This is a genomic window from Wolbachia endosymbiont (group A) of Portevinia maculata (genome assembly GCF_964028525.1).
Classification (GTDB): Bacteria; Pseudomonadota; Alphaproteobacteria; order Rickettsiales; family Anaplasmataceae; genus Wolbachia.
On record NZ_OZ034786.1, the window covers coordinates 1353388 to 1373950 of the forward strand.

Annotated in this window: 16 protein-coding genes, 2 tRNA genes and 1 pseudogene; 9 read left to right on the top strand and 10 right to left on the bottom strand. The window is 37.3% G+C overall.

Annotated elements, in window-relative coordinates:
* Positions 1 to 58: 58 nt before the first annotated feature.
* Positions 59 to 811 (bottom strand): ankyrin repeat domain-containing protein, encoded by a 753-nt coding sequence (locus ABWU36_RS06580; RefSeq protein WP_253309461.1) that lies wholly within the window; start codon positions 809 to 811, stop codon positions 59 to 61.
* A gap of 149 nt (positions 812 to 960) precedes the next feature.
* On the opposite strand from ABWU36_RS06580, the gene gltX reads away from it, so the two are divergent.
* On the top strand, positions 961 to 2394 hold the full coding sequence (gene gltX / locus ABWU36_RS06585; RefSeq protein ID WP_353273193.1) for a glutamate--tRNA ligase: 1434 nt from the start codon (positions 961 to 963) through the stop codon (positions 2392 to 2394).
* 1014 nt (positions 2395 to 3408) lie between these two features.
* Here the strand turns inward: gltX and purH are convergent.
* From purH to ABWU36_RS06610, 5 genes are all read right to left on the bottom strand, one after another.
* Positions 3409 to 4920, bottom strand: coding sequence for a bifunctional phosphoribosylaminoimidazolecarboxamide formyltransferase/IMP cyclohydrolase (gene purH / locus ABWU36_RS06590; RefSeq protein WP_253309458.1), 1512 nt, complete (start codon positions 4918 to 4920; stop codon positions 3409 to 3411).
* An 80-nt stretch (positions 4921 to 5000) separates the two neighbouring features.
* Positions 5001 to 5900, bottom strand: a complete 900-nt coding sequence (fmt, locus tag ABWU36_RS06595) for a methionyl-tRNA formyltransferase (protein WP_253309457.1) — start codon at positions 5898 to 5900, stop codon at positions 5001 to 5003.
* 19 nt (positions 5901 to 5919) lie between these two features.
* Positions 5920 to 6285, bottom strand: a complete 366-nt coding sequence (rplT, locus tag ABWU36_RS06600; protein WP_064125369.1) for a 50S ribosomal protein L20 — start codon at positions 6283 to 6285, stop codon at positions 5920 to 5922.
* Between the two features lie 20 nt (positions 6286 to 6305).
* Positions 6306 to 6512, bottom strand: coding sequence for a 50S ribosomal protein L35 (rpmI, locus tag ABWU36_RS06605; RefSeq protein ID WP_253309456.1), 207 nt, complete (start codon positions 6510 to 6512; stop codon positions 6306 to 6308).
* Positions 6513 to 6610: 98 nt separating this feature from the next.
* Complete coding sequence (locus ABWU36_RS06610; RefSeq protein ID WP_253309455.1) at positions 6611 to 7054, bottom strand: PAS domain-containing protein; 444 nt, start codon at positions 7052 to 7054, stop codon at positions 6611 to 6613.
* Between the two features lie 174 nt (positions 7055 to 7228).
* Here ABWU36_RS06610 and alaS point away from each other — a divergent pair, with 174 nt between their 5' ends.
* Complete coding sequence (gene alaS, locus ABWU36_RS06615; RefSeq protein ID WP_353273194.1) at positions 7229 to 9838, top strand: alanine--tRNA ligase; 2610 nt, start codon at positions 7229 to 7231, stop codon at positions 9836 to 9838.
* Between the two features lie 1003 nt (positions 9839 to 10841).
* Here the strand turns inward: alaS and gatA are convergent.
* Entirely contained in the window at positions 10842 to 12311 is a 1470-nt protein-coding gene (gene gatA, locus ABWU36_RS06620) for an Asp-tRNA(Asn)/Glu-tRNA(Gln) amidotransferase subunit GatA (protein ID WP_353273195.1), read from the bottom strand.
* A gap of 98 nt (positions 12312 to 12409) precedes the next feature.
* Here gatA and ABWU36_RS06625 point away from each other — a divergent pair.
* From ABWU36_RS06625 to gpmI, 4 genes and pseudogenes are all read left to right on the top strand, one after another.
* Positions 12410 to 12521, top strand: a pseudogene (locus ABWU36_RS06625) (IS5/IS1182 family transposase); the annotation flags it as partial.
* A 35-nt stretch (positions 12522 to 12556) separates the two neighbouring features.
* The gene (locus ABWU36_RS06630) at positions 12557 to 12748 is read left to right on the top strand and encodes a hypothetical protein (RefSeq protein ID WP_253309452.1); all 192 of its coding nucleotides are present in this window, start codon (positions 12557 to 12559) and stop codon (positions 12746 to 12748) included.
* 19 nt (positions 12749 to 12767) lie between these two features.
* Positions 12768 to 12839, top strand: a tRNA-Asn gene (locus ABWU36_RS06635).
* Positions 12840 to 12872: 33 nt separating this feature from the next.
* Positions 12873 to 14447, top strand: a complete 1575-nt coding sequence (gene gpmI, locus ABWU36_RS06640; RefSeq protein WP_353273196.1) for a 2,3-bisphosphoglycerate-independent phosphoglycerate mutase — start codon at positions 12873 to 12875, stop codon at positions 14445 to 14447.
* A gap of 31 nt (positions 14448 to 14478) precedes the next feature.
* Here the strand turns inward: gpmI and fabD are convergent, their stop codons facing one another.
* Positions 14479 to 15459 (bottom strand): ACP S-malonyltransferase, encoded by a 981-nt coding sequence (gene fabD, locus ABWU36_RS06645; RefSeq protein ID WP_253309450.1) that lies wholly within the window; start codon positions 15457 to 15459, stop codon positions 14479 to 14481.
* Between the two features lie 128 nt (positions 15460 to 15587).
* Here fabD and rpmE point away from each other — a divergent pair, with 128 nt between their 5' ends.
* The 3 genes from rpmE to ABWU36_RS06660 all read left to right on the top strand — a co-directional run bounded on the left by rpmE (position 15588) and on the right by ABWU36_RS06660 (position 18474).
* The gene (gene rpmE, locus ABWU36_RS06650) at positions 15588 to 15800 is read left to right on the top strand and encodes a 50S ribosomal protein L31 (protein WP_253309449.1); all 213 of its coding nucleotides are present in this window, start codon (positions 15588 to 15590) and stop codon (positions 15798 to 15800) included.
* A 27-nt stretch (positions 15801 to 15827) separates the two neighbouring features.
* Positions 15828 to 16622 (top strand): NAD kinase, encoded by a 795-nt coding sequence (locus ABWU36_RS06655; RefSeq protein ID WP_264688435.1) that lies wholly within the window; start codon positions 15828 to 15830, stop codon positions 16620 to 16622.
* Positions 16623 to 16713: 91 nt separating this feature from the next.
* Positions 16714 to 18474 carry a hypothetical protein gene (locus ABWU36_RS06660; protein WP_264688436.1) on the top strand — a complete coding sequence of 587 codons (1761 nt, stop codon included), beginning with the start codon at positions 16714 to 16716 and terminating at the stop codon, positions 18472 to 18474.
* Between the two features lie 795 nt (positions 18475 to 19269).
* Here ABWU36_RS06660 and ABWU36_RS06665 read toward each other — a convergent pair.
* Positions 19270 to 20286, bottom strand: a complete 1017-nt coding sequence (locus ABWU36_RS06665; protein ID WP_253309446.1) for an NAD(P)/FAD-dependent oxidoreductase — start codon at positions 20284 to 20286, stop codon at positions 19270 to 19272.
* Positions 20287 to 20454: 168 nt separating this feature from the next.
* Positions 20455 to 20542 (bottom strand) — tRNA-Ser (locus ABWU36_RS06670).
* Positions 20543 to 20563 lie beyond the last annotated feature (21 nt).

The window sequence follows — 20563 nt, forward strand, 5'->3', positions numbered from 1 at the left end:
TTCTTAAGTTAAGAAAGTAAATTTCTATATCATTGCCTGCAAGTAATTTCTAGCTTCATCAAACACCCAAACCTTCTCCTGCAAGTTGTACATTAGTTTCCACTAAAGTGCTTTCGTTATGCAAGGCATGTATCTCGTTACATGCCTTAACTGACAGGTATGTGACTCCGCCAGAAGCTATTGCAACCATCGAGCTTAGTGCAAAAGTCTGAGAAGATAGATACAGAAAATATAAAGATAAACACAAGGCAGCAATACACGCTATAGCCCCTACTATATATAAACACAGGTGAAACTTCTGATTACATATAAAGCTGTCTTTTATGTCTGCGATTTGCTTAATTTCTTTCTGTTGTGCAGCATCTAAGTAATAAAGAGGAGTTTCCCTTTTCTTATTAAAAGCATGGTCTTTACTGCAGAGCGCATCTTTAATATATTTTTTATTACATTTGAGTTCCTCTTTCAATCTGCTTACTTCTTTCCGATCTCCAGCTTCTTCTGCTTTTGTAATTTTGTTATCAGCTTCCGTCTCTAAGTAATGCACAATCTCTTTTACTGCAGGCAGCAAAATCCCACTCCTTGCTGCTTCATGAAATGGATTATTTCCATATTCATTATGCGCAGTTACAGAAGCAATGTTCTTCCTGCAAATGTCTACAAATTTATCTTTTTTTGGTATTCTTGCAGCTAGATGCAAGAGATTATCTGCCCGTACTATTTGTTTTGTTTTATCAAAAGGGCCGGTGTAACGCCAACTGACAGTAGCTTCATTATCTGAAAGCAATTTTGCTATATCTACAAGTCCATCCATAACTCACCTCGCTATATTCAACCAATAATAAATTATACAACATAACTTATGAAAAACAAGTAAATCTTATCTCTCAGAATAAATAAATTCCACATTGTTGCAAGCATAAATTTTAGCTATCATCATTTACATTACTGTAATAGACAAATATGCCAGACGTAGTCACTAGATTCGCTCCATCACCAACAGGGTTTTTGCACATTGGAGGGGCTCGTACTGCTTTATTTAATTGGCTCTACGCGAGGCACCATGGTGGCAGGTTTTTGCTAAGGATTGAGGATACCGACAGAAAACGTTTAACACAAGAAGCAATTGATGCAATTATAGAAGGGCTAAAATGGCTCGGTGTGAGTTATGATGGAGAAATAGTATATCAGTCAAAAAGAATAGAGCGGCATAAAGAAGTAGCAAACCTTTTAGTTGAGAAGGGTAGGGCGTATCACTGTTACTGCCCTGAAGATGAAGTTGCAGAAAAGAAAATAAAAGCAAGAAGAGAAGAGGGCAAGATATACAAGCATAAATGTACTACAAAACCTCCTTCTTGTCATCCCAGTGCTCGACACTGGGATCCAGAAAAAAATATGTGGTCACGCGCTGGAATGACATCGGGTGTGAGGTCAGTTATCCGTTTCAAAGTGCCAGACTCGCAAGAGATCGTCGTTGATGATAAAATATACGGCCAAATCAAAGTAAATAGCGACCAGCTTGATGATATAGTGATCTTACGCTCTGATAACACTCCAACATATATTTTCGCCGTGGTAGTTGACGATCATGATGCTGGAATAACTGATATAATACGCGGTTCTGACCATCTCACTAATACTTTTAAGCAATTGCTAATATACCAGGCTCTTGATTTTGATGTTCCACGTTTTGCACACGTACCGCTTATCCATGGGGAAGATGGGAATAAGCTATCCAAAAGGCATGGTGCCACAAGCGTTTGCGATTATGAAAAGATGGGAATATTGCCAAAAGCGATGCGTAATTACTTGCTGAGACTTGGCTGGAGTCACGGCAACGATGAGATTATTAGCGATGAGCAAGCAATAGAGTGGTTTAATTTAGAAAGTATTGGTCGTTCACCTGCACGGCTCGATTTCAAAAAACTGGAGCATTTGAATAACCACTATATTAGTAATATGAGCAATGAAGATATTCTGACTCTAATGCTTAGAGAAAATACTCTAACTGACAAAAAAAAGGGCTATTTACTGCAGGGACTGACAGAGCTGAAAAAAAGAGCAAACTACCTGACCGAATTATTGGATTTAGCAAAATTTTATATTCAAGATCCGCCACTTGATTTAAGTGAAGAAGCTTGTCAAATTGTCAAATCTAACCTCAATATAATTAAGTTACTCGCATCATTTCTGTCAAAGATCGGTGATGAAAATTGGAATAAGGGTTTTTTATCTTCTCAGATCAAGGAATGTGCAAAATCACATGATATGAAAATAAGCAGTGTATACCACTCATTACGTGCCCCTATAACTGGAGTAATGGATGCACCTGGAATCATCGATATCATGGTGATTCTTGGTAAAGACGAGTGTATAAGAAGGTTACAAGCAATTTAAATGAAATAAGAAAATTTCTTGACAAACTCCGCCAGCCCCCTTATTATGACAATAAGGGTATTTATGACTCAAAACTTGTTTTTGACCTGCAGGCTCAATGACAAAATTCAGTAAAAAACTCAGGGTATTTATTGGCGGATTACATAAAATTATAGCGGCTGCATGTCTTTTTTATTTTTTCTACATTCAGCCAAATCGCGCTTATTTTAAGCGTTAGCACATTATTACAGCGCCACTTACAGTAATATAGAGTCAAAACTCGCACCACGGGGCTTCTTTTGCCTTTTTTTCGTTTGGTAAATTTCTTAACGTTTGTAGCTAAACGACAACCGTCATCCCGCTACGTGTTAGCGGGATCTCTTGTTAGCGGATGAGATACCGCGAATGAATCGCGGTATGACGGTTCGCGGTGGAATGACGATAACTTCGTCATTCCGCTATGTGTTAGCGGCTAAGAGATACCGCGGCAGTATGATGGTTAAGTAGGGTGTCATCCCAGTGTCAAGCACTGGGATGACAAAAAAGGGGCTACTCGGATGACAAAAAAAGGAGCACTGGGATGACAGCTAGCCTGACAACCGTCATCCCGCTGCTTGTTAGCGGGATCTAGAGATACCGTGGCGGGATGACGAGGATGCCGCCGCGAACTTGTCATTCCAGCGCGTGACGCTGGAATCTAGTCTTTATTATGCAGCCACTTATTTAAAGTTAAGTTTCCTGGATCCAAGTAGTCAAGCTACTCGGATGACACCTTGACGATTTGAAGAATCGTCATCCCGCTACTTGTTAGCGGGATCTATGTGAGATACCGTGAATAAATCACGGTATGACGTAGAAGCTATACTTTTATACTCACCAGCTCAGTGTCCAATCTGGATCCAAGTAGTCAGGGCACTGCGATGACAGGGGAAGGAGGCTACTTGAATGACATCCTACCTTGTGGACTCAAATCACAACGTTCGTACAGTTATGGTGGTATGATATGGAAAAATCTCTAGCCATAAGACACAAAGCCTAATGGAAAAAACTGCGAACGCCAGTGAAAAACATAGCAATTTTATTTTCATTTGCAGCTTTTATCACATCTTGATCTTTCAGCGAGCCACCAGGCTGAATTATAGCTGTAATTCCATGTTTTGCACTTTCTACTATGCTATCTGGGAATGGAAAAAATGCATCTGAAGCAAGCACTGCACCTTTACATTTTTCACCTGCTTTTTTTACTGCAATGTTCACACTATCTATTCTGCTTGTTTGCCCTGCACCGATGCCAATAGCACAACCATCTTTTGCTATAACTATTGCGTTGGATTTCACATGTTTACATATTTTCCAGGCAAAAATAAGATCTTCCTTTTCTTTTTCTGTTGTAGTGCATTCTGTTACTTGTTCTGCTTTTATTGTGTGGTCATTATTTTCTTGCACCAAAAACCCACCAACAACATTTTTAGTTTGGTATTTCACATTTTGTTGGAAAGATTTATGAATAATCACTCTTAAATTTTTCTTTCTTTGCAAAATTTTTAGTGCTTCATTGCTGACTGAAGGTGCTATCACTACTTCCAAAAATATCTCGTTTAATTTTTCTGCTAGCTTTAAATCTATCTCCCGATTTAAAGCTACTATACCACCAAAACTGCTTACTTCATCACACGATAGGGCCTTTTCATATGCCTCCAAAGCATTATCACTAACAGCAGTGCCACATGGGTTATTGTGCTTTATTATCACTGCTGCAGGCTCTTTAAACTCAGAAATTATGTTAAGTGCGGACTCTATATCTACTATATTATTATAACTCAACTCTTTCCCATGTATTTTTTCTAGCGGATATTTGGTAAATTGATTACTATAAAATGCAGCTTTTTGATGGGGATTTTCACCATACCTGAGTTCTTGTACTTTATGTCCATATAGTGCAAAAAACTCTGGCAACTCATTATTTTTACTCTGGGATAAAAACCAACTGTGAATATTAGAATCATAGTGTGCAGTGAGAGCAAATGCTTTGGTTGCTAAATGTTTTCTATATTCCAATGTTGTTTCATTGTTATTTTTTATCATCTCAGCTTTTAGTGCTTCATAGTCTTGAATGCTAGAAATAACTGAAGTAAAACAAAAGTTTTTTGCTGCAGCTCTAATTAACGCCACTCCGCCGATATCAATTTGTTCTATAATTTGATCTTCATTTGAGCCGCTACTTACTGTCTCCCAAAATGGGTATAGGTTAGTTATAAGCAGGTCTATTGGCTCAACACCTAGATTTTGCATTTCCGTTTTGTGCTTTTCTCTATTGCAAAGTATTCCTCCATGAATTTTAGGGTGTAAAGTTTTTACTCTACCACCCAGTATCTCTGGAAATTGTGTGTAATCTGAGACCTCTTGTGTTTTTATTCCGGCATCAGATAGTGCTTTATAAGTATTTCCCGTTGAGAGAATTTCTATTTGTTGCTGCATTAAAAACGATGCAAGATCAATTATATTCGTTTTGTCGTATACTGATATTAAAGCTCTTTTTATTTTCATTTTTGTACAGAAAGTTTTTTAAGATTATATCTAAGAAAAGGAAATTTAGCTATTACATTTCTACACTAATTTAAAGCAGTCTATTCTATAAATTTTTTTACCATGCTTGATTTCAAGCCACGAATAAAATCTTCAATACTGCAAGGATTTCTCCCTTCCATTTGTACAACTTTAGGAATTAAAGTGCCACCTTTTAAACTTATGTGCATATTATCGTTAACAATCTTACCTTGTTCTGAAGCGAGAGCTTCAAAGTCAGCATCAAGTATCCTGATACGTTTATTCTCTATCTTGATGAACGCTTTTGGGTAAAACGCTTTAACCTTTCTATAAGCAACCTCACAAGCATCACTTGCATAAATTTTATAGTCTTCCACTTTGTCAGCGTAACATGCATCATTATCGTTCTGTTTTAAGGGAACCTGTTTTTCAATTTCGTTTAGCACTTTCAGCAGTAAATCACTGCCTAATTCAGACAATTTATCATGCAATGTCTTGTAGTTATCGTTCTTTTCGATAAGAAATTTTTCCTGTTTTAAAATAGGGCCGGAATCTAATCCTTCATCCAATTGCATAATGCTAACCCCGGTTTCTTGATCTCCTGCTAAAATTGTGTGCTGTATCGGAGCTGCACCACGCCACCTTGGTAGTAATGAAGGATGAATATTAATACAACCATATTTAGGAATATTCAAAATTTTTCTTGGAAGTATCAATCCATACGCAGCAACAACTGCAACGTCTGGTTTGAAATTTCTAAATTTTTCTTGCTCTGCCAAAAACTTTAGAGAGATAGGAGTACATACCTCTATGTTACTTTCTTCAGCGATAACATGTACTGGAGATTTCGTTGGCTTCTGTCCACGTCCTGAAGGTTTTGGAGCCTTGGTGTATACTGCTACTATTTCATTCTGTGATTTCAATAGTAAGTTTAGCGTACTAACAGCGAATTCCGGTGACCCCATGAAAATAATTCTCACGCTTTCAAGTGTTTTTGCTTTAAGAATTCTCCGCTAATTTACCACTTACAGCTTCTACTAATTTGGCAAAATCATCCTTATAATTAACGGCCATCTCAGCAAGAATTTTTCTATTTAAATCAATGCCGGCAAGTGTAAGACCATGCATAAACCTACCATAAGTAAGCCCATGCTCTCTTGCTGCTGCATTAATACGTATTATCCATAAGCTACGGAAATCACGTTTACGGGTTCTTCTGTCTCTGTAAGCATATTGCAATGCTTTTTCAACTCTTTGTAATGCAATTCTATAACAGCTTTTTGCACGTCCTCTATAACCCTTTGCCAGTTTCAATATTTTTTTATGACGAGCGTGAGTAGTGACTCCACGTTTTACCCGAGCCATTTTATTTTACCTCCATTTTGTTAAATATCATAAGGCATATAAAGCTTAACTATACGCGAGTCAGATTTACCAAGAATCGTTGTACCGCGCTGATTACGAATATTAGATTTACTTCTCTTTACCATGCCATGCCTTTTGCCTGACTGAGTAGAAATGACTTTACCCTTAGCTGTAAGGTGAAAGCGCTTTTTAACAGAAGATTTGGTTTTTAATTTTATTCTCTTCATATTCCAAATAAATTTACAAACACTACTATTGAGTTCTTTAATAGTAATTAAGCATTAGTATAAATAATTTTATTAAAGAATCAAATTAAAATTGTATATTAAAGGAGTTTAAAAGTAATTACGCCCAATATGTGTGTTATACCTTCTTTATTCCCAAGTGGCAACAATACTTGCCTCATTTTAACACTTTCACTTTCTTCCTCTTCATTGATTGGGCATTTACTCTCTATTACAGCATCAAGTTTATCAATAACTGCATCTATTTTATATAGTCGCAAAAATGGTGCATCAATTGCATACTTATTATCAATGCGCGTCTTTTTCTCAAAACCATAGAATTCAACAGCCTTTTCTCCTGCATTTTCACAAATATAACCTTGATCCTTGACTTCAATGATAAAACAATGCTGCCATGACTCCATTATTTCTGCAGTGTCTATTTCGTGCCTTTCTGGCCAATCTCTGTCTGGTCCTTTTATGTCACTCCAGTGCTCAGTTACCACATTTGCTATTCTTTTTTCTTTGCCTACATAAATTTCCATTCCAATTTCCACATATAAAACACAGATATGAGGTAAATTTATCGTGAATATATTGATTTTTCCTTACCACAAGGTGCATATCACTAGAAGTTCTGAGATCTAGAGAGTGGTGGTATTGTAATTGATTTTATTTCCATTGCAGCTTATTATTCATGAATAATCTCAATAAAAATAATGAAGTTAAGTGAAATCAGAGAAAGATTTATAAAATTTTTTATAAGTAATGGCCACGAACAGGTTTCTTCTTCTCCTTTGATTCCAGAACATGACCCAACACTCATGTTTACAAATGCTGGTATGGTGCAGTTTAAAAATATTTTTACTGGTGCTCAAAAAACTGAAATGAAACGTGCTGTCTCAAGTCAAAAGTGCCTAAGAGCAGGCGGTAAACACAACGATCTTGAAAATGTTGGCTATACAACTCGGCATCACACATTTTTTGAAATGCTCGGAAATTTTAGCTTTGGTGATTACTTTAAGGAAACTGCGATAGAATTTGCGTGGAAATTTATCACTAAGGAGTTATCTCTTGATAAAAACAGACTATCCATAACCGTCTACCATACTGATGATGAGGCGTACGAGATTTGGCGTAAGATAAGTGGCTTTTCAAGTGATAAAATCATAAGAATTGCAACGGACGATAACTTTTGGAGTATGGGAAGCACTGGTCCATGCGGTCCATGTTCTGAAATTTTTTATGATCATGGGAGTCCTAATTTACAAGACGACGATAGAATTGTTGAAATCTGGAATCTGGTATTCATGGAGTTTAACAAAGATGAAGAAGGTAATTTACACAAATTGCCAAAAAAATGCATCGATACTGGAATGGGTCTTGAGAGAATAGCTACTGTAATGCAAAATGTCCATGATAACTATGATATTGATCTATTTTCTGCTCTGATCAATAAATCTCAAGAGTACTGTGGAAGAACGGAAAATAAAATAGCGCATAAGATCGTAGCAGATCATCTTCGCGCGGCTGCATTTCTCATCGCAGAAGGAGTGCTTCCTGGAAATGAGGGCAGGAATTACGTATTACGCAGATTAATTAGGAGAGCCGCGCGTTATATCCACCTGCTTGGATATAATGATTCTCTACTCCATCGCATTTTTCCGGCGCTGATAGATAGCACGAGTTCGGCTTATATGGGAGATGTTTATCCTGAATTAGTCAGAGCCAAAAGCTTAATAGAAACGACGTTAAAATCAGAGGAAGAAAACTTTAAAGACACTTTGATGAAAGGTATCAATCTTCTGGAGAAATTCACTACAGATTTAAAATCGGGCGATACTTTACCTGGAGAATCAGCATTTAAGCTATATGACACCTATGGGTTTCCTTTGGATATTACACTTGATGTTTTAAAAGAGAAAAAAATAAATTTTGACCAGAAGGGTTTTGATAATGCAATGGGAGAACAAAAAGAGAGAGCACGTGCTAAATGGGCTGGATCTGGTGAAAAATCTGTTGAGCAAGTATGGTTTGATTTGATCAATAAATTTGGCAAAACAAAATTTGTTGGTTATGAGTTCAATGAAGTAAGTGATGCGAAAATACTAGCTATAGTTTCCTCTAAAAATGAAGTAATTGATTCTGCAAAGGAGGGAGAAAAGATAATCATTATACTTGATAAAACACCTTTTTATGGCGAGTCAGGTGGACAGGTGGGGGATACTGGCAGTCTGATCAAACCTGGTAGAAGTATTATTATAGTCGAGAATACCCATAAGGTTAATGACCTATGTTTGCACAGATGCATAGTTAAATTCGGCTCAATTTGTAAAGGTGATGTAGTTACAGCAAGCATCGACAAGGAAAGAAGGCAAACCTTAAGAAGAAATCATTCGGCTACGCATCTTCTGCACTTTGCATTGAGGAAAATCTTGGGTGATCATGTCACTCAAAAAGGTTCCCTAGTTGCACCAGATAGACTGAGATTCGACTTCAGCCATAACACTCAAGTGACTCAAGATCAGTTATTCTGGGTAGAGGATATGGTAAACTCTCTAATCAGAGAAAATCTTTCTGCATCTACAAAAATTCAAAGCATGAATCAGGCAATAGACGAAGGAGCCATGGCGTTATTTGGTGAAAAATATGGTGATCAGGTTAGAGTTGTAAATATTGGAGATTCGAAAGAGCTATGTGGTGGCACGCACGTTGAACATACTGGAGAAATCGGTTTATTTAAGATAGTAACAGAAAGTTCTGTTGCTTTTGGAGTGAGGAGAATTGAAGCTTTAACTGGTCAGGAAGCAATCAATTATGTACGTGATAATGAAATTAACTTAAAAAAAGTTGCAGAATTCGTAAAAGTGCCAGTAAGTGAAATAACAAGCAGATTAAGTGTTTTAAGTCAAGAACACAAAAAATCCGAAACCAAAATAAGAAACCTATATAAAAAGCTTGTGAGTGCAGAGAATATAAAAAGCACTGAAATAAATGGAATAAATTTTATAAGCCACACTTTCACTGATATTCCAGCAAATGTGATAAGAGAGTTTGTTTTGCAGCAACAAAAACCAAAAACGGTAATAGCTTTCACGGCAACAGAAAAAGATAAAACAGTCTTGATTATTAAAGTAAGTAAAGACTTAATCAATAAGATTAGCGCAAAAGAACTAATATCAATAGCAGTTGAAAAGAACTGTGGTGGGAATGCTGAACTTGCACAAACAGGCTGTGATAGCAATAAAATAGATGATGCCATTACAGCCATTTATAGCAAAATAACCGCTTCTAAGCACTCTACATTATACCGCCGCGGTATCTCTTAGCCGCTAACAAGTAGCAACTGTTCTCCCTCGTCATACCGTAACGGTATCTCTAGATCCCGCTAACAAGCAGCGGGATGACGAGGTTATCGTCACATGCCGCTGCGAACCGTCATACTGCCGCAGATCGTCATACCGCGATTCATTCGCGGTATCTCATCCGCTAACACGTAGTGGGATGACAGCAGTCCTACGTCATGCCGCCGTGAACCGTCATACTGCCGCAGATCGTCATACCGCGATTCATTCGCGGTATCTCATCCGCTAACACGTAGTGGGATGACAGCAGTCCTACGTCATGCCGCCGCGAACCGTCATACCGCCACAGACCGTCATACCGCGATTCATTCGCGGTATCTCTTAGCATAGATCCCGCTAACAAGCAGCGGGATGACGGTTGTCATGGTGTCATGAAAGTAGCTGACACTGGTTTCTATCCAAGAGGGTGTCATCCGAGTAGCTTGACTACTTGGATCCAGAAAACTTAACTTTAAATAAGTGGCTGCATAATAAAGACTAGATTCCAGCGTCACGTGCACAACTGTACGAACGTTGTGATTTTGGCCCATCAGGAGGGTGTCATCCCAGTGCTTGACACTGGGATCCAGGAATTTTAATTGTAAGTAAGCATACTGAGTTGATAAGTATAAAAGTAGCTAGAAAATAAACATTTTTGATGAGATTATATGGAAAACTGGATTCCAGTGTCAAGCACTGGAATGACAAGAAGAGGGTACTTGGATAAGAGGCATTGCCCTTCTGGTAGGCCCAAATCACAATGTTCGTACAGTTATGCGTTATGCGCTGGAATGACAACGTAAGGTGAATTTTTCAACATCCCAAAATTACAGAATTTAGTCTGTTTAATTAAGTGTGAACTGTTACACGAAAATTTTGTAAACAGATTAATATGCCCTGTTTTTGCTATTCATCTAAAAATGGAGCCATAGAGTACGTTGATGAGCATAAGCAAATTTTAATGCAAAAATTACTATCAGAAAATAGATTACGCAAGAGGTCTAATTATTCTGCCGCAATTTTGCTCTATCAAACTTGCCACATTTAATATTCCAGCTTCGTCATAATAATTTCCAATCACTTGCAAGGCAAGTGGTAAACCCTCATTGGAAAGCCCAACAGGAACAGAAATAGCAGGCAATCCTGCAAGACTTGCTGGCACGGTAAACACATCATTGATGCACATAATTAGCGAATCTGGCTTTTCATTTAAGCCAAAAGCTTCTGTTGGAGCAGATGGCACAAGTATGTAATCTATTTTTTCAAACGCTTTTATAAAATCATTTCTGATTAATGCTCTAATGCACTGCGCTTTTTCGTAATATTCATTATAATGACCTGAAGAAAGCGCATAAGCGCCAATTAAAATTCTTCTTTTCACCTCTTTACCAAAACCTTCTGCTCTTGTTAGTGAATACATTTCTTCAAGGGTATCAGCATCAACCCTTAATCCATAACGCACACCATCGTAACGAGCAAGATTGGATGAAGTTTCAGCAGAACAGATTAAATAATAGACCGGTATTGCATATTTAGTATGTGGCAGAGTAATGTCAACAACTTCAGCGCCATTTTCTTTTAAATAGGAAGCAACTCTTTCCCAATTATGAACTATTTCCTCTGAAATTCCATCCATCCTATATTCTTTTGGTATACCAATACACTTACCCTTGACATCACCATTTATAAAGCTAGAAAATTTAGGCACTGGCTTTTCGCTCGATATTGAATCTTTTTTATCATAGCCACAAATTGCTTCCAGCATTAATGCTGAATCAGAGACAGAACGAGTAATGACTCCTGCTTGATCCAGAGAACTCGCAAATGCAATCATACCAAAACGCGAGCATCTTCCATAAGTTGGCTTTATTCCAACTACTCCACAATAAGCTGCTGGTTGGCGTACAGATCCACCGGTGTCGCTTCCTAACGCTCCAGCGCATAAAAATCCAGCAACCGATGCTGCAGATCCACCAGATGATCCACCAGGAACAACTTTTTCCCCATCACTTTTTCTAATCCACACATTTTCAACAGGGCCAAAATAGCTGTTTGTGTTCGCAGAACCCATAGCAAATTCATCCATATTAAGCTTACCGAGCATGGCTGCTCCACTTTTTAAAAGCAAGTCAGACACCGTAGATTCGTAAGTCGGAACGAAATTTTCCAGCATTTTTGAGCATGCTGTTGTTTTTATTCCTTTTGTACAGAATAGATCTTTGATGCCAACTGGTATACCCATGAGCGGCGAGATTAAATCATCCTTTTGCCTAGAGAAATGTTCATCTGCAGCTTTAGCAGCTTTCATTGCTATCTCTGGGGTTTTTGTTATAAATGCATTTAATTTCTCATTTTCAACCGCACTGATGTGCGCCTCCACGAGTTCAACAGCGGAAAAACTCCTTTTTTTGAGCCCGTCATGCATTTGTGTAATACTTAACTTTTTTAGTTCATTCATCAATATTTAATTTTTAGCAAGACGTTAATTATAACATGGCACGATAAAAAATCCATACATTTATAGTTACAGCTAGAAATATAGCTAAGAACCTGTACATAATTGATGCTCAGAGTGTAAAGAACGCAGATACTGCTGAAGAAAAAGGCTATGACGCTGGTAAAAAAATCTCAGGGCCATATCGCAGTTGATACTCAAGACATGCAATTTATGTAGCAACTGCAGGAACAACTAGTGCTGTGAGAATGGTCAACAATGCAAAAGAAAACCTTTCTGGAGTTAAAAATATACTGGTTGATGCGGGCTATACAGGAGAGAATTTTGCAACTCAAATAAAAGATATTATTGGTGCAACTGTTGAAGTAATAAAGCGAAGTGAATTTGAACAGGCTCTTACAAAGTATACAAAAAACGTTTACAATCAACGTTCAACGTGATAAATTAAAGACGGTTTATTCCTCGGTAGCTCAGTGGTAGAGCAGTTGGCTGTTAACCAATTGGTCGCTGGTTCGAATCCGGCCCGGGGAGCTCTTCTCTGTGAAATTCTAGTGTTAATCTTATATGGGCATTAAATCAGTTGTCTTATGTATACTAGATGGCTGGGGAAATGGAGTAGAAAGCAGTAAATATAATGCTATTAGCAACGCAAATCCACCCTGTTGGCAATATATTAGCTCTAATTATCCAAAATGCAGTTTGTCCGCCTGTGGAAATGATGTTGGGTTACCTGGTGGTCAAATAGGTAATTCAGAAGTTGGCCATATGAATATTGGCAGTGGTAGAGTAGTAATGCAAAGCCTTCAGCGCATTAATCAAGAAATTGGAACAATAGAAAACAATGCAAATCTACAAAGCTTTATTAGTAATCTAAAAAGTAAGAACGGAGTATGCCATCTGGTGGGATTAGTGTCAGATGGCGGTGTTCATTCGCATCAAAAGCATATTTCGACTTTAGCAAATAAAATATCACAGCATGGAATCAAAGTGGTGATACATGCATTTTTAGATGGCAGAGACACATTACCAAATTCAGGAAAAAAATGCATTCAAGAATTTATAAAGAGTATAAAGGGAAATGACATAAGAATTGCTACTGTTTCTGGGCGTTACTATGCTATGGACCGTGATAACAGGTGGGAGAGAACAATTGAAGCTTATGAGGCTATCGCATTTGCAAAGGCACCTCGTCATGATAATGCAGTATCGTTGATTGATGAAAATTATCAAAATAACATAACTGATGAGTTTGTCAGGCCCGCAGTAATAGGTGACTATCAAGGTATAAAACCAGAAGATGGAGTGCTGTTGGCTAACTTTCGTGCTGATCGAATGATACAATTAGCAAGTATTTTACTAAACCAATCAGGTGTCATTCCAGCGCGTGACGCTGGAATCTATGGTCAAACTACTCGTACGACAGAAGGTCGTAAACGAAAACCATTTTCTTCAATTCTAAGTATGATGAAGTATAAAGAAGATCTTAAAATTCCTTATATTTTTCCTCCTATATCTTTTGCTAACACTTTAGGACAAACAATAGAAGACAATAAATTGCAACAATTACGCATCGCCGAAACCGAAAAATACGCTCATGTGACTTTCTTTTTCAATTGTGGAAAAGAAGAACCTTTCTCTGGTGAAGAAAGAATACTCATTCCCTCACCAAAAGTTCAAACTTATGATTTGCAGCCCGAAATGTCAGCCTTTGAGCTCACAGAAAAGCTTGTAGAAAAAATTCACTCCCAAGAATTCGCACTGATAGTTGTAAATTACGCTAATCCTGATATGGTAGGGCATACAGGTAATATAAAAGCAGCCGAGAAAGCTGTGCTAGCTGTAGATGATTGTCTTGCGAAAGTGCTGAGTGCTGTTAAAAAGTCAAGCAACACTGCATTAATTGTTACTGCAGACCATGGTAATGTGGAATGTATGTTCGATGAAGAAAATAATACACCTCATACAGCGCACACTCTAAATAAAGTGCCATTTATTGTGTCTTGCGATAATCTAAAATTAAGAGACGGAAGATTATCTGATATCGCTCCCACTATTTTACAGCTACTTGGAATTAAGAAACCGGATGAAATGACAGGCAGTTCGTTGATTTCTTGCATTACCCTCTGTCATTCCAGCTAGGCAGCGTCATGCGCTGGCAAATAGATGTGTTTTAACTTAACCCAACTTTTAAATTTTTCGCTGTTAGTACTAATGATTCATTAAAGAAGCTGTCTATATCACCAATATTACCTATACTTTTTGTACTGATAGATTGGTCAATCCTTTTGACTAAATTAGATAAAACTTTATTAGGGCCAATTTCAACAAATTTGTTAATGCCACGGCTTGCCATATACAAAACCATTTCTCTCCATTTCACTCTGCTTATGACTTGTTTAGCAAGTAAAGCTTTTATAACTTTGGGATCACTCTCCTCTTTAGCTGTAACATTTGATATCAAAGGAACTATAGGACGGGTTATTTTAATACCCTCCAAAAATTCCAAAACTTTTTCATCAGCAGGTTTCATAAGAGATGAGTGAAAAGGTCCACTAACCTGTAACTTAACTAATCTCTTGATGTTCAAGTTCTTGAGCAAATCGGGTAATATTTCAAGACCCTCTCTAGTACCACTTATAACCACTTGTCCGCCACCGTTATCGTTTGCAATTTCACAAATTCCGTCAATTTGAACTGATTTCAATATATCTTCCACTTCATTTATCTCTGCTCCAAGCAACGCAACCATTCCCCCTTCACATTTCAAAGAAGCTTCATGCATTGCTTCGCTGCGAACTTTCAGCAGCTTGATTGCAGACTCAAGAGTCAATGCCCCTGCAGCACATAGCGCTGTATATTCACCGACTGAATGTCCACAAACATATTTAATTCCATAATTAGAAAAAAGAGATTCACCAAACACATGCTCGATAACGCGTAGCGTCGCGATTGACACTGCCATTATAGCTGGCTGAGCGTTTTCTGTAATGGTTAATTCTTCAATAGGACCGTTGAAGATTAAATGAGACAGCTTTCTACCCAATATGCTATCCACTTCATTAAATACTTGTCTTGCAACGGAAAACTCACTATATAAGCTCTTTCCCATTCCTACAAACTGAGAGCCCTGACCAGGGAAAGCAAAAATCATGATAACTATTATTTATTCCTTATTAAGTATAACATTTTATTTATTTTTTGTCAATATTTTAGAATAATGATTGACTTAGTGAATTAAGTTCACTAGAATATTAACTGACTAAAAGTTTATAAGCAACAATGGCAGAAATTGATTATCATAAGGTTACTATAGTCATGACAGATGGTCAAGAGTTTGAAACTCGTTCCACTTATGGAAAGGAAGGTGATAAGATAAAACTTGATAGGGATCCTCTCACTCACCCTGCATGGACTGGAAGTTTGACAAGCGGGTCAGCAAGTAAAACTAGCAAATTAGCTAAGTTTAACGATAAATATGGGGATATTTTCTAGTTTTTCGCTTCTTTTTCAGAGTGAAGCATGCATAAATACAAAAATATAGGCTATATCGCTTCTGAGTCACCAAAATCGCAGGAAGTATCTAAACTATTAAAGAAACTTAATTTTATCAATATAACAGAAGAAAATAAGTCCGAAATCGATCTATTGATAGTTGTTGGCGGTGATGGCTTTATGCTACGCACCTTGCATAATTACGTTATAGAAAACAAAAACACACACGTATACGGAGTAAACACTGGCAATGTTGGGTTTTTGATGAATAAATGCTTTAGCCGCAGTGAAGATTTAATTGATCATATAGAGCACGCAACTTCAACTCAGTTAACTTTACTAAAAATGGAAGCAACAGACACAAGTGGCAAGAAATACCACTATATAGCGGTAAACGAAGTATATGTTTTTAGGAAAGCAAACCAAATAGTAGAGATGAATATTACTATTAATGATAAACTAAAAGTAGAAAAATTTAGAGGGGATGGAGTAATATTATCTACTCCCACAGGCAGCACTGCATATAACTTCTCTGCCGGTGGCCCAATCTTGCCACTAAATTCAAACTTACTTGCACTGACCTCCATCAATAGCTATTACCCAAGGCATTGGAATGGAGCACTAATCTCAAATGATACGATCGTACAAATTGACATTAACGACACAAAAAATCGTCCAGCGCTTGTAGTATCAGATTACAAAGAGTTTCATAATATATCACAGATAAAAATACAAAAAGACCATGAGAACACAATCACTCTGCTTTTTGACAAAGACGACTCACTCAATGAAAGAATCTTTGATAGGCAATTTCTATACTAAATTTTTCATAATTATCCGTAAACTGGTATTTACTACATCTTAATAACTATAGCGTAATCAACACAACATAGTAATTAATTTTGGAGTAAATATGGGACCAGTAACGAATCTACCATCGTCTGAAGAGAATGCACTATTAATATTTGACTTTGATCAAACAATTACAAATAAGTCTATGTGCAATTTCTTTACATCCAAGGGATATGATGATTATGATTCTGGCAAAGAAAAAGCAGTAATTAAAGAAAAAATAGAAGAATTTTTACAAAAGGAAGGCTCGGGAATCAAAAATAAAGAAAAGCTAAGGTCTGTATTAGATTCTGCACTTTCAAGCGGAGTAGAAGTTGCTATTGTATCGTCTGCAAAATACATAAAAGCAGTAGAGTATGTAGTGAAAAATCATTTAGGCTTAACAGAAGAGCAGGCACAAGGTATTAAAGTAGTTGGAGGAACGACTAAGCGTCAAGATCCACTAAATTCAGCAGAAGTAGCTAAAAGAATGAATGAGCCTCAAGATCCACAAATTGGAAAACATCTATGTGTTTTATCTCTTTTAAAAGCATATAAGAAAGACAAAGGTATGTTACCGCAAAAAGTCATGTTAGTTGATGGTAATCAGCGGGGCATTAATCCTGCTGATGACTTTTATAAAAGCATCAAGGAAGGATTATTAGAAAAAGATATGAAGGGTCTCTTAGAAAATATAGATCAAGAAATAGCGGAAGTTGATGTCAGGGAAGAGGAAATAAACAATATTGCATTTAAAGGGATTAATGTATCTAGTGAGCCAACAACAGGAACAGACGGAGCAGCGGATGATGGTTATTTAGGCAAAGTAGAAAAATGGATTGGAGAACCTATACCGAATCCTCAGGATATTAAAAGTCCAGGTACGTTTCCAACTCCTCCACCATCGTATAAAAGCAAAGATGACTCTGAAGAGTCTTTGTCACTAAATTCTGATATAGGTAGCACAACAAATAAAAAAACAAACAGATCCTGGCCAAGAGCAAAATATGCCATGCAGCAGAAGGGCTTTATAATTTTTGGTGCAAGTGCTATTATACTTGGCACATCTGCAGCTTTATTATACTTACAAGATAAAGCAAAATTTATTGCATTTTTTACAAACAGCCCAAAATATATCACTATACCAGTTATCGCACTTGCTGCGTTGCTTGCAATTAGTCCAATACTTTTTGCAATAAGGCAATTTAGAGATACTGCAGAGCATAAAACTCAAGAAAAAAATGCGGATGGAATTTTAGATGAGGTGTTAAAGCATCAGCCAGAAAATAAAGCTATAAAATCTGTAAGATTAGAGTATAACAACAACACTCATTCAAATTTTATATTTAATGCTTGGGAATCTAAAAACGACTTCATTAACATTGATGAAAAAGTAATTAGTAGAACTAATAAAATAGAATCAGTAATTAACAATAGGCCACTATTTACTGCATTACTGACCGGTGTAGTTGCTGCAAATATAGCACTTCCTTTATTGCTGTACGCGGAAGGCGGTGTTAATAACGTACAAAAATTTTACCAAAACCCTTTGACTAATAACATAGGGTTATCATTGCTTATAGGCTCAGGTGTACTTGCATTATTAGTTGTATGTTTTGGCGTGCATTATTATAACAAAACAAATTGCACTAACCTTATATATTCTCAGGAAAAGATTAACACTGAAAGCGTTAACAAGAAATTCATTGAAGAAATAAAACAAGAAAGAACAGAGGTTCTTGGAGAAAACCACAGTAAAGATGCTAAACGCAGCAGCTTAACGCTTGAGCAAGTTGTAGTCCAATCTCATAATTGTAAGGATGTTGTTTATAGTGTCGGTTAATAAAATGCATGATATAGCTAGTGCAACCCTACGTCATACCGCCGCAGAATAATTAACCGTCATACCGCCGCGGTATCTCAGCCGCTAACAAGAGATCCCGCTAACACGTAGCGGGATGACGAATATACCGCCGCGGTATCTCTTAGCCGCTAACAAGTAGCGGGATACTTAACCATCGTCTACACCGTCATACCGCCGCGGTATCTCAGCCGCTAACAAGAGATCCCGCTAACAAGCAGCGGGATGACGAATATACCGCCGCGGTATCTCTTAGCCGCTAACAAGTAGCGGGATGACAGCAGTCCTACATCATATCGTCACGGTATCTCTTGGCCGCTAACAAGCAGCGGGATGACGGTTGTCGTTTAGCTACAAACATTAAGAAATTTACTAAACGAAAAAAAAGGCAAAAGAAGCCCTAGTCATTGTCTATTTTCAGTATTGGCGTTTTTTAAGCCTTAAACACTGCAATTTAGCTGCTTTTAAATGCAACTAACCTTAGTTTAAATGTTTAAGAAATTTACTAAGCAGAAAAAAAGGCAAAAGAAACCCCGTGGTAATTAGTGTTCACTCCCTAATCCTGCAAATTGGCGTACTATACTGTCTTAAACGACTTATAAGCGCGTTTCAGCTTATATAGGTAAAAACCTAGAAATATTGTGAAGACATAAGGTGCACATAGTGCAAAAAATTAAAAATAAGACGCCAACTACGTTGTTTTCTTGCTGTTTAATCTGCACAGATGAAGATAACTGAATACCTTCAGTTTCATGATAAGGGGGCTGGCGAAGGGTGTCAAGTAAGTTTTTCTTTTCCGTGAATTCCCTTTGAAGTCGAGTATTGAAAATTGACTGGAGAGTTGTGGATTACTTTGTATATGTCATAACAAGCCATGGCACTCTCGGCAAAACCACTTAGTATCAACTTGAGTTTGCCTGGATAAGTAGCTATATCTCCGATTGCATATATTCTATCTCTACTGGTTCTAAGTGTAGCTGGGTCGACAATTATGCGGCCATGTTCTAACTCTATACCCCAACTGTTTATTGGACCAAGATTCATTGACAATCCAAAAAATGGCAGCAAAGAATCAGCGGATATTTCTTTTTCTTCCTTAGAGGCAATGTTTTTTACTATCACTGCGCTCAACTGCCCATTACCTCCTGCTAGTTCGTGTAATTGATATGGCACTACCAGTTCTATCTTTCCATCATTTTCAAGTGATTCTAATTTATTTCTAGTTTCAGGAGTGCAGCGAAATTCCTTTCTTCTATGTATCACATAAATTTTCTTTGCAACTTTAGAAAGTTCTACAGTCCAATCAGCTGCAGAATCACCCCCCCCTGCAATGACTATAGTTTTGTCCTGAAAATCAGAAATTTTATTTACACTGTAAAATACAGATTGATTTTCATATTCTAATATACCACTTAAGGGTGGACGGTTAGGTTCAAACATTCCGTTACCTGCAGCAACAATAACAGCCTTACATTTTACCTCTGTACCTGTGTTAGTTATGATAGTAAAGCTTTGATCACAGTTATTCGAAATCTTTTCCACTTTTTGACTTAAATGGTAAACAGGCTCAAATGGTGAAGCTTGCTCCATTAATTGCTCAATTAATTTTTGGGCAGTAATTACAGGATAACCAGGTATATCATATATTGGCTTTTCTGGGTAAAGAGCTGTGCATTGTCCTCCTGCTTGATCCAAAACATCTATTATATGACATCTCATATCAAGCATTCCCGCTTGAAAAGCAGTGAATATTCCAATAGGCCCTGCACCTATTATTACTATATCGGTTTTCATATTCAGATGGTAATCTATTTATAGATATTAGCTTTCTTCGCTAATAAGGTCAATTTACAAAGGGATGTATTTTTAAAAGATGTGGCTAGATTAGATAAGATTTCCAGCGTTATGAACCACATAGTCCAAATAAGCTCTAAAAATCAGCTAACATCGCGGGATGCTGTGCGGACGGAATGGGATTCGAACCCATGGTACGCTCATCACGTACGTCAGTTTTCAAGACTGGTGCCTTAAACCGCTCGGCCATCCGTCCATTTCTTTTCTATCACAACAT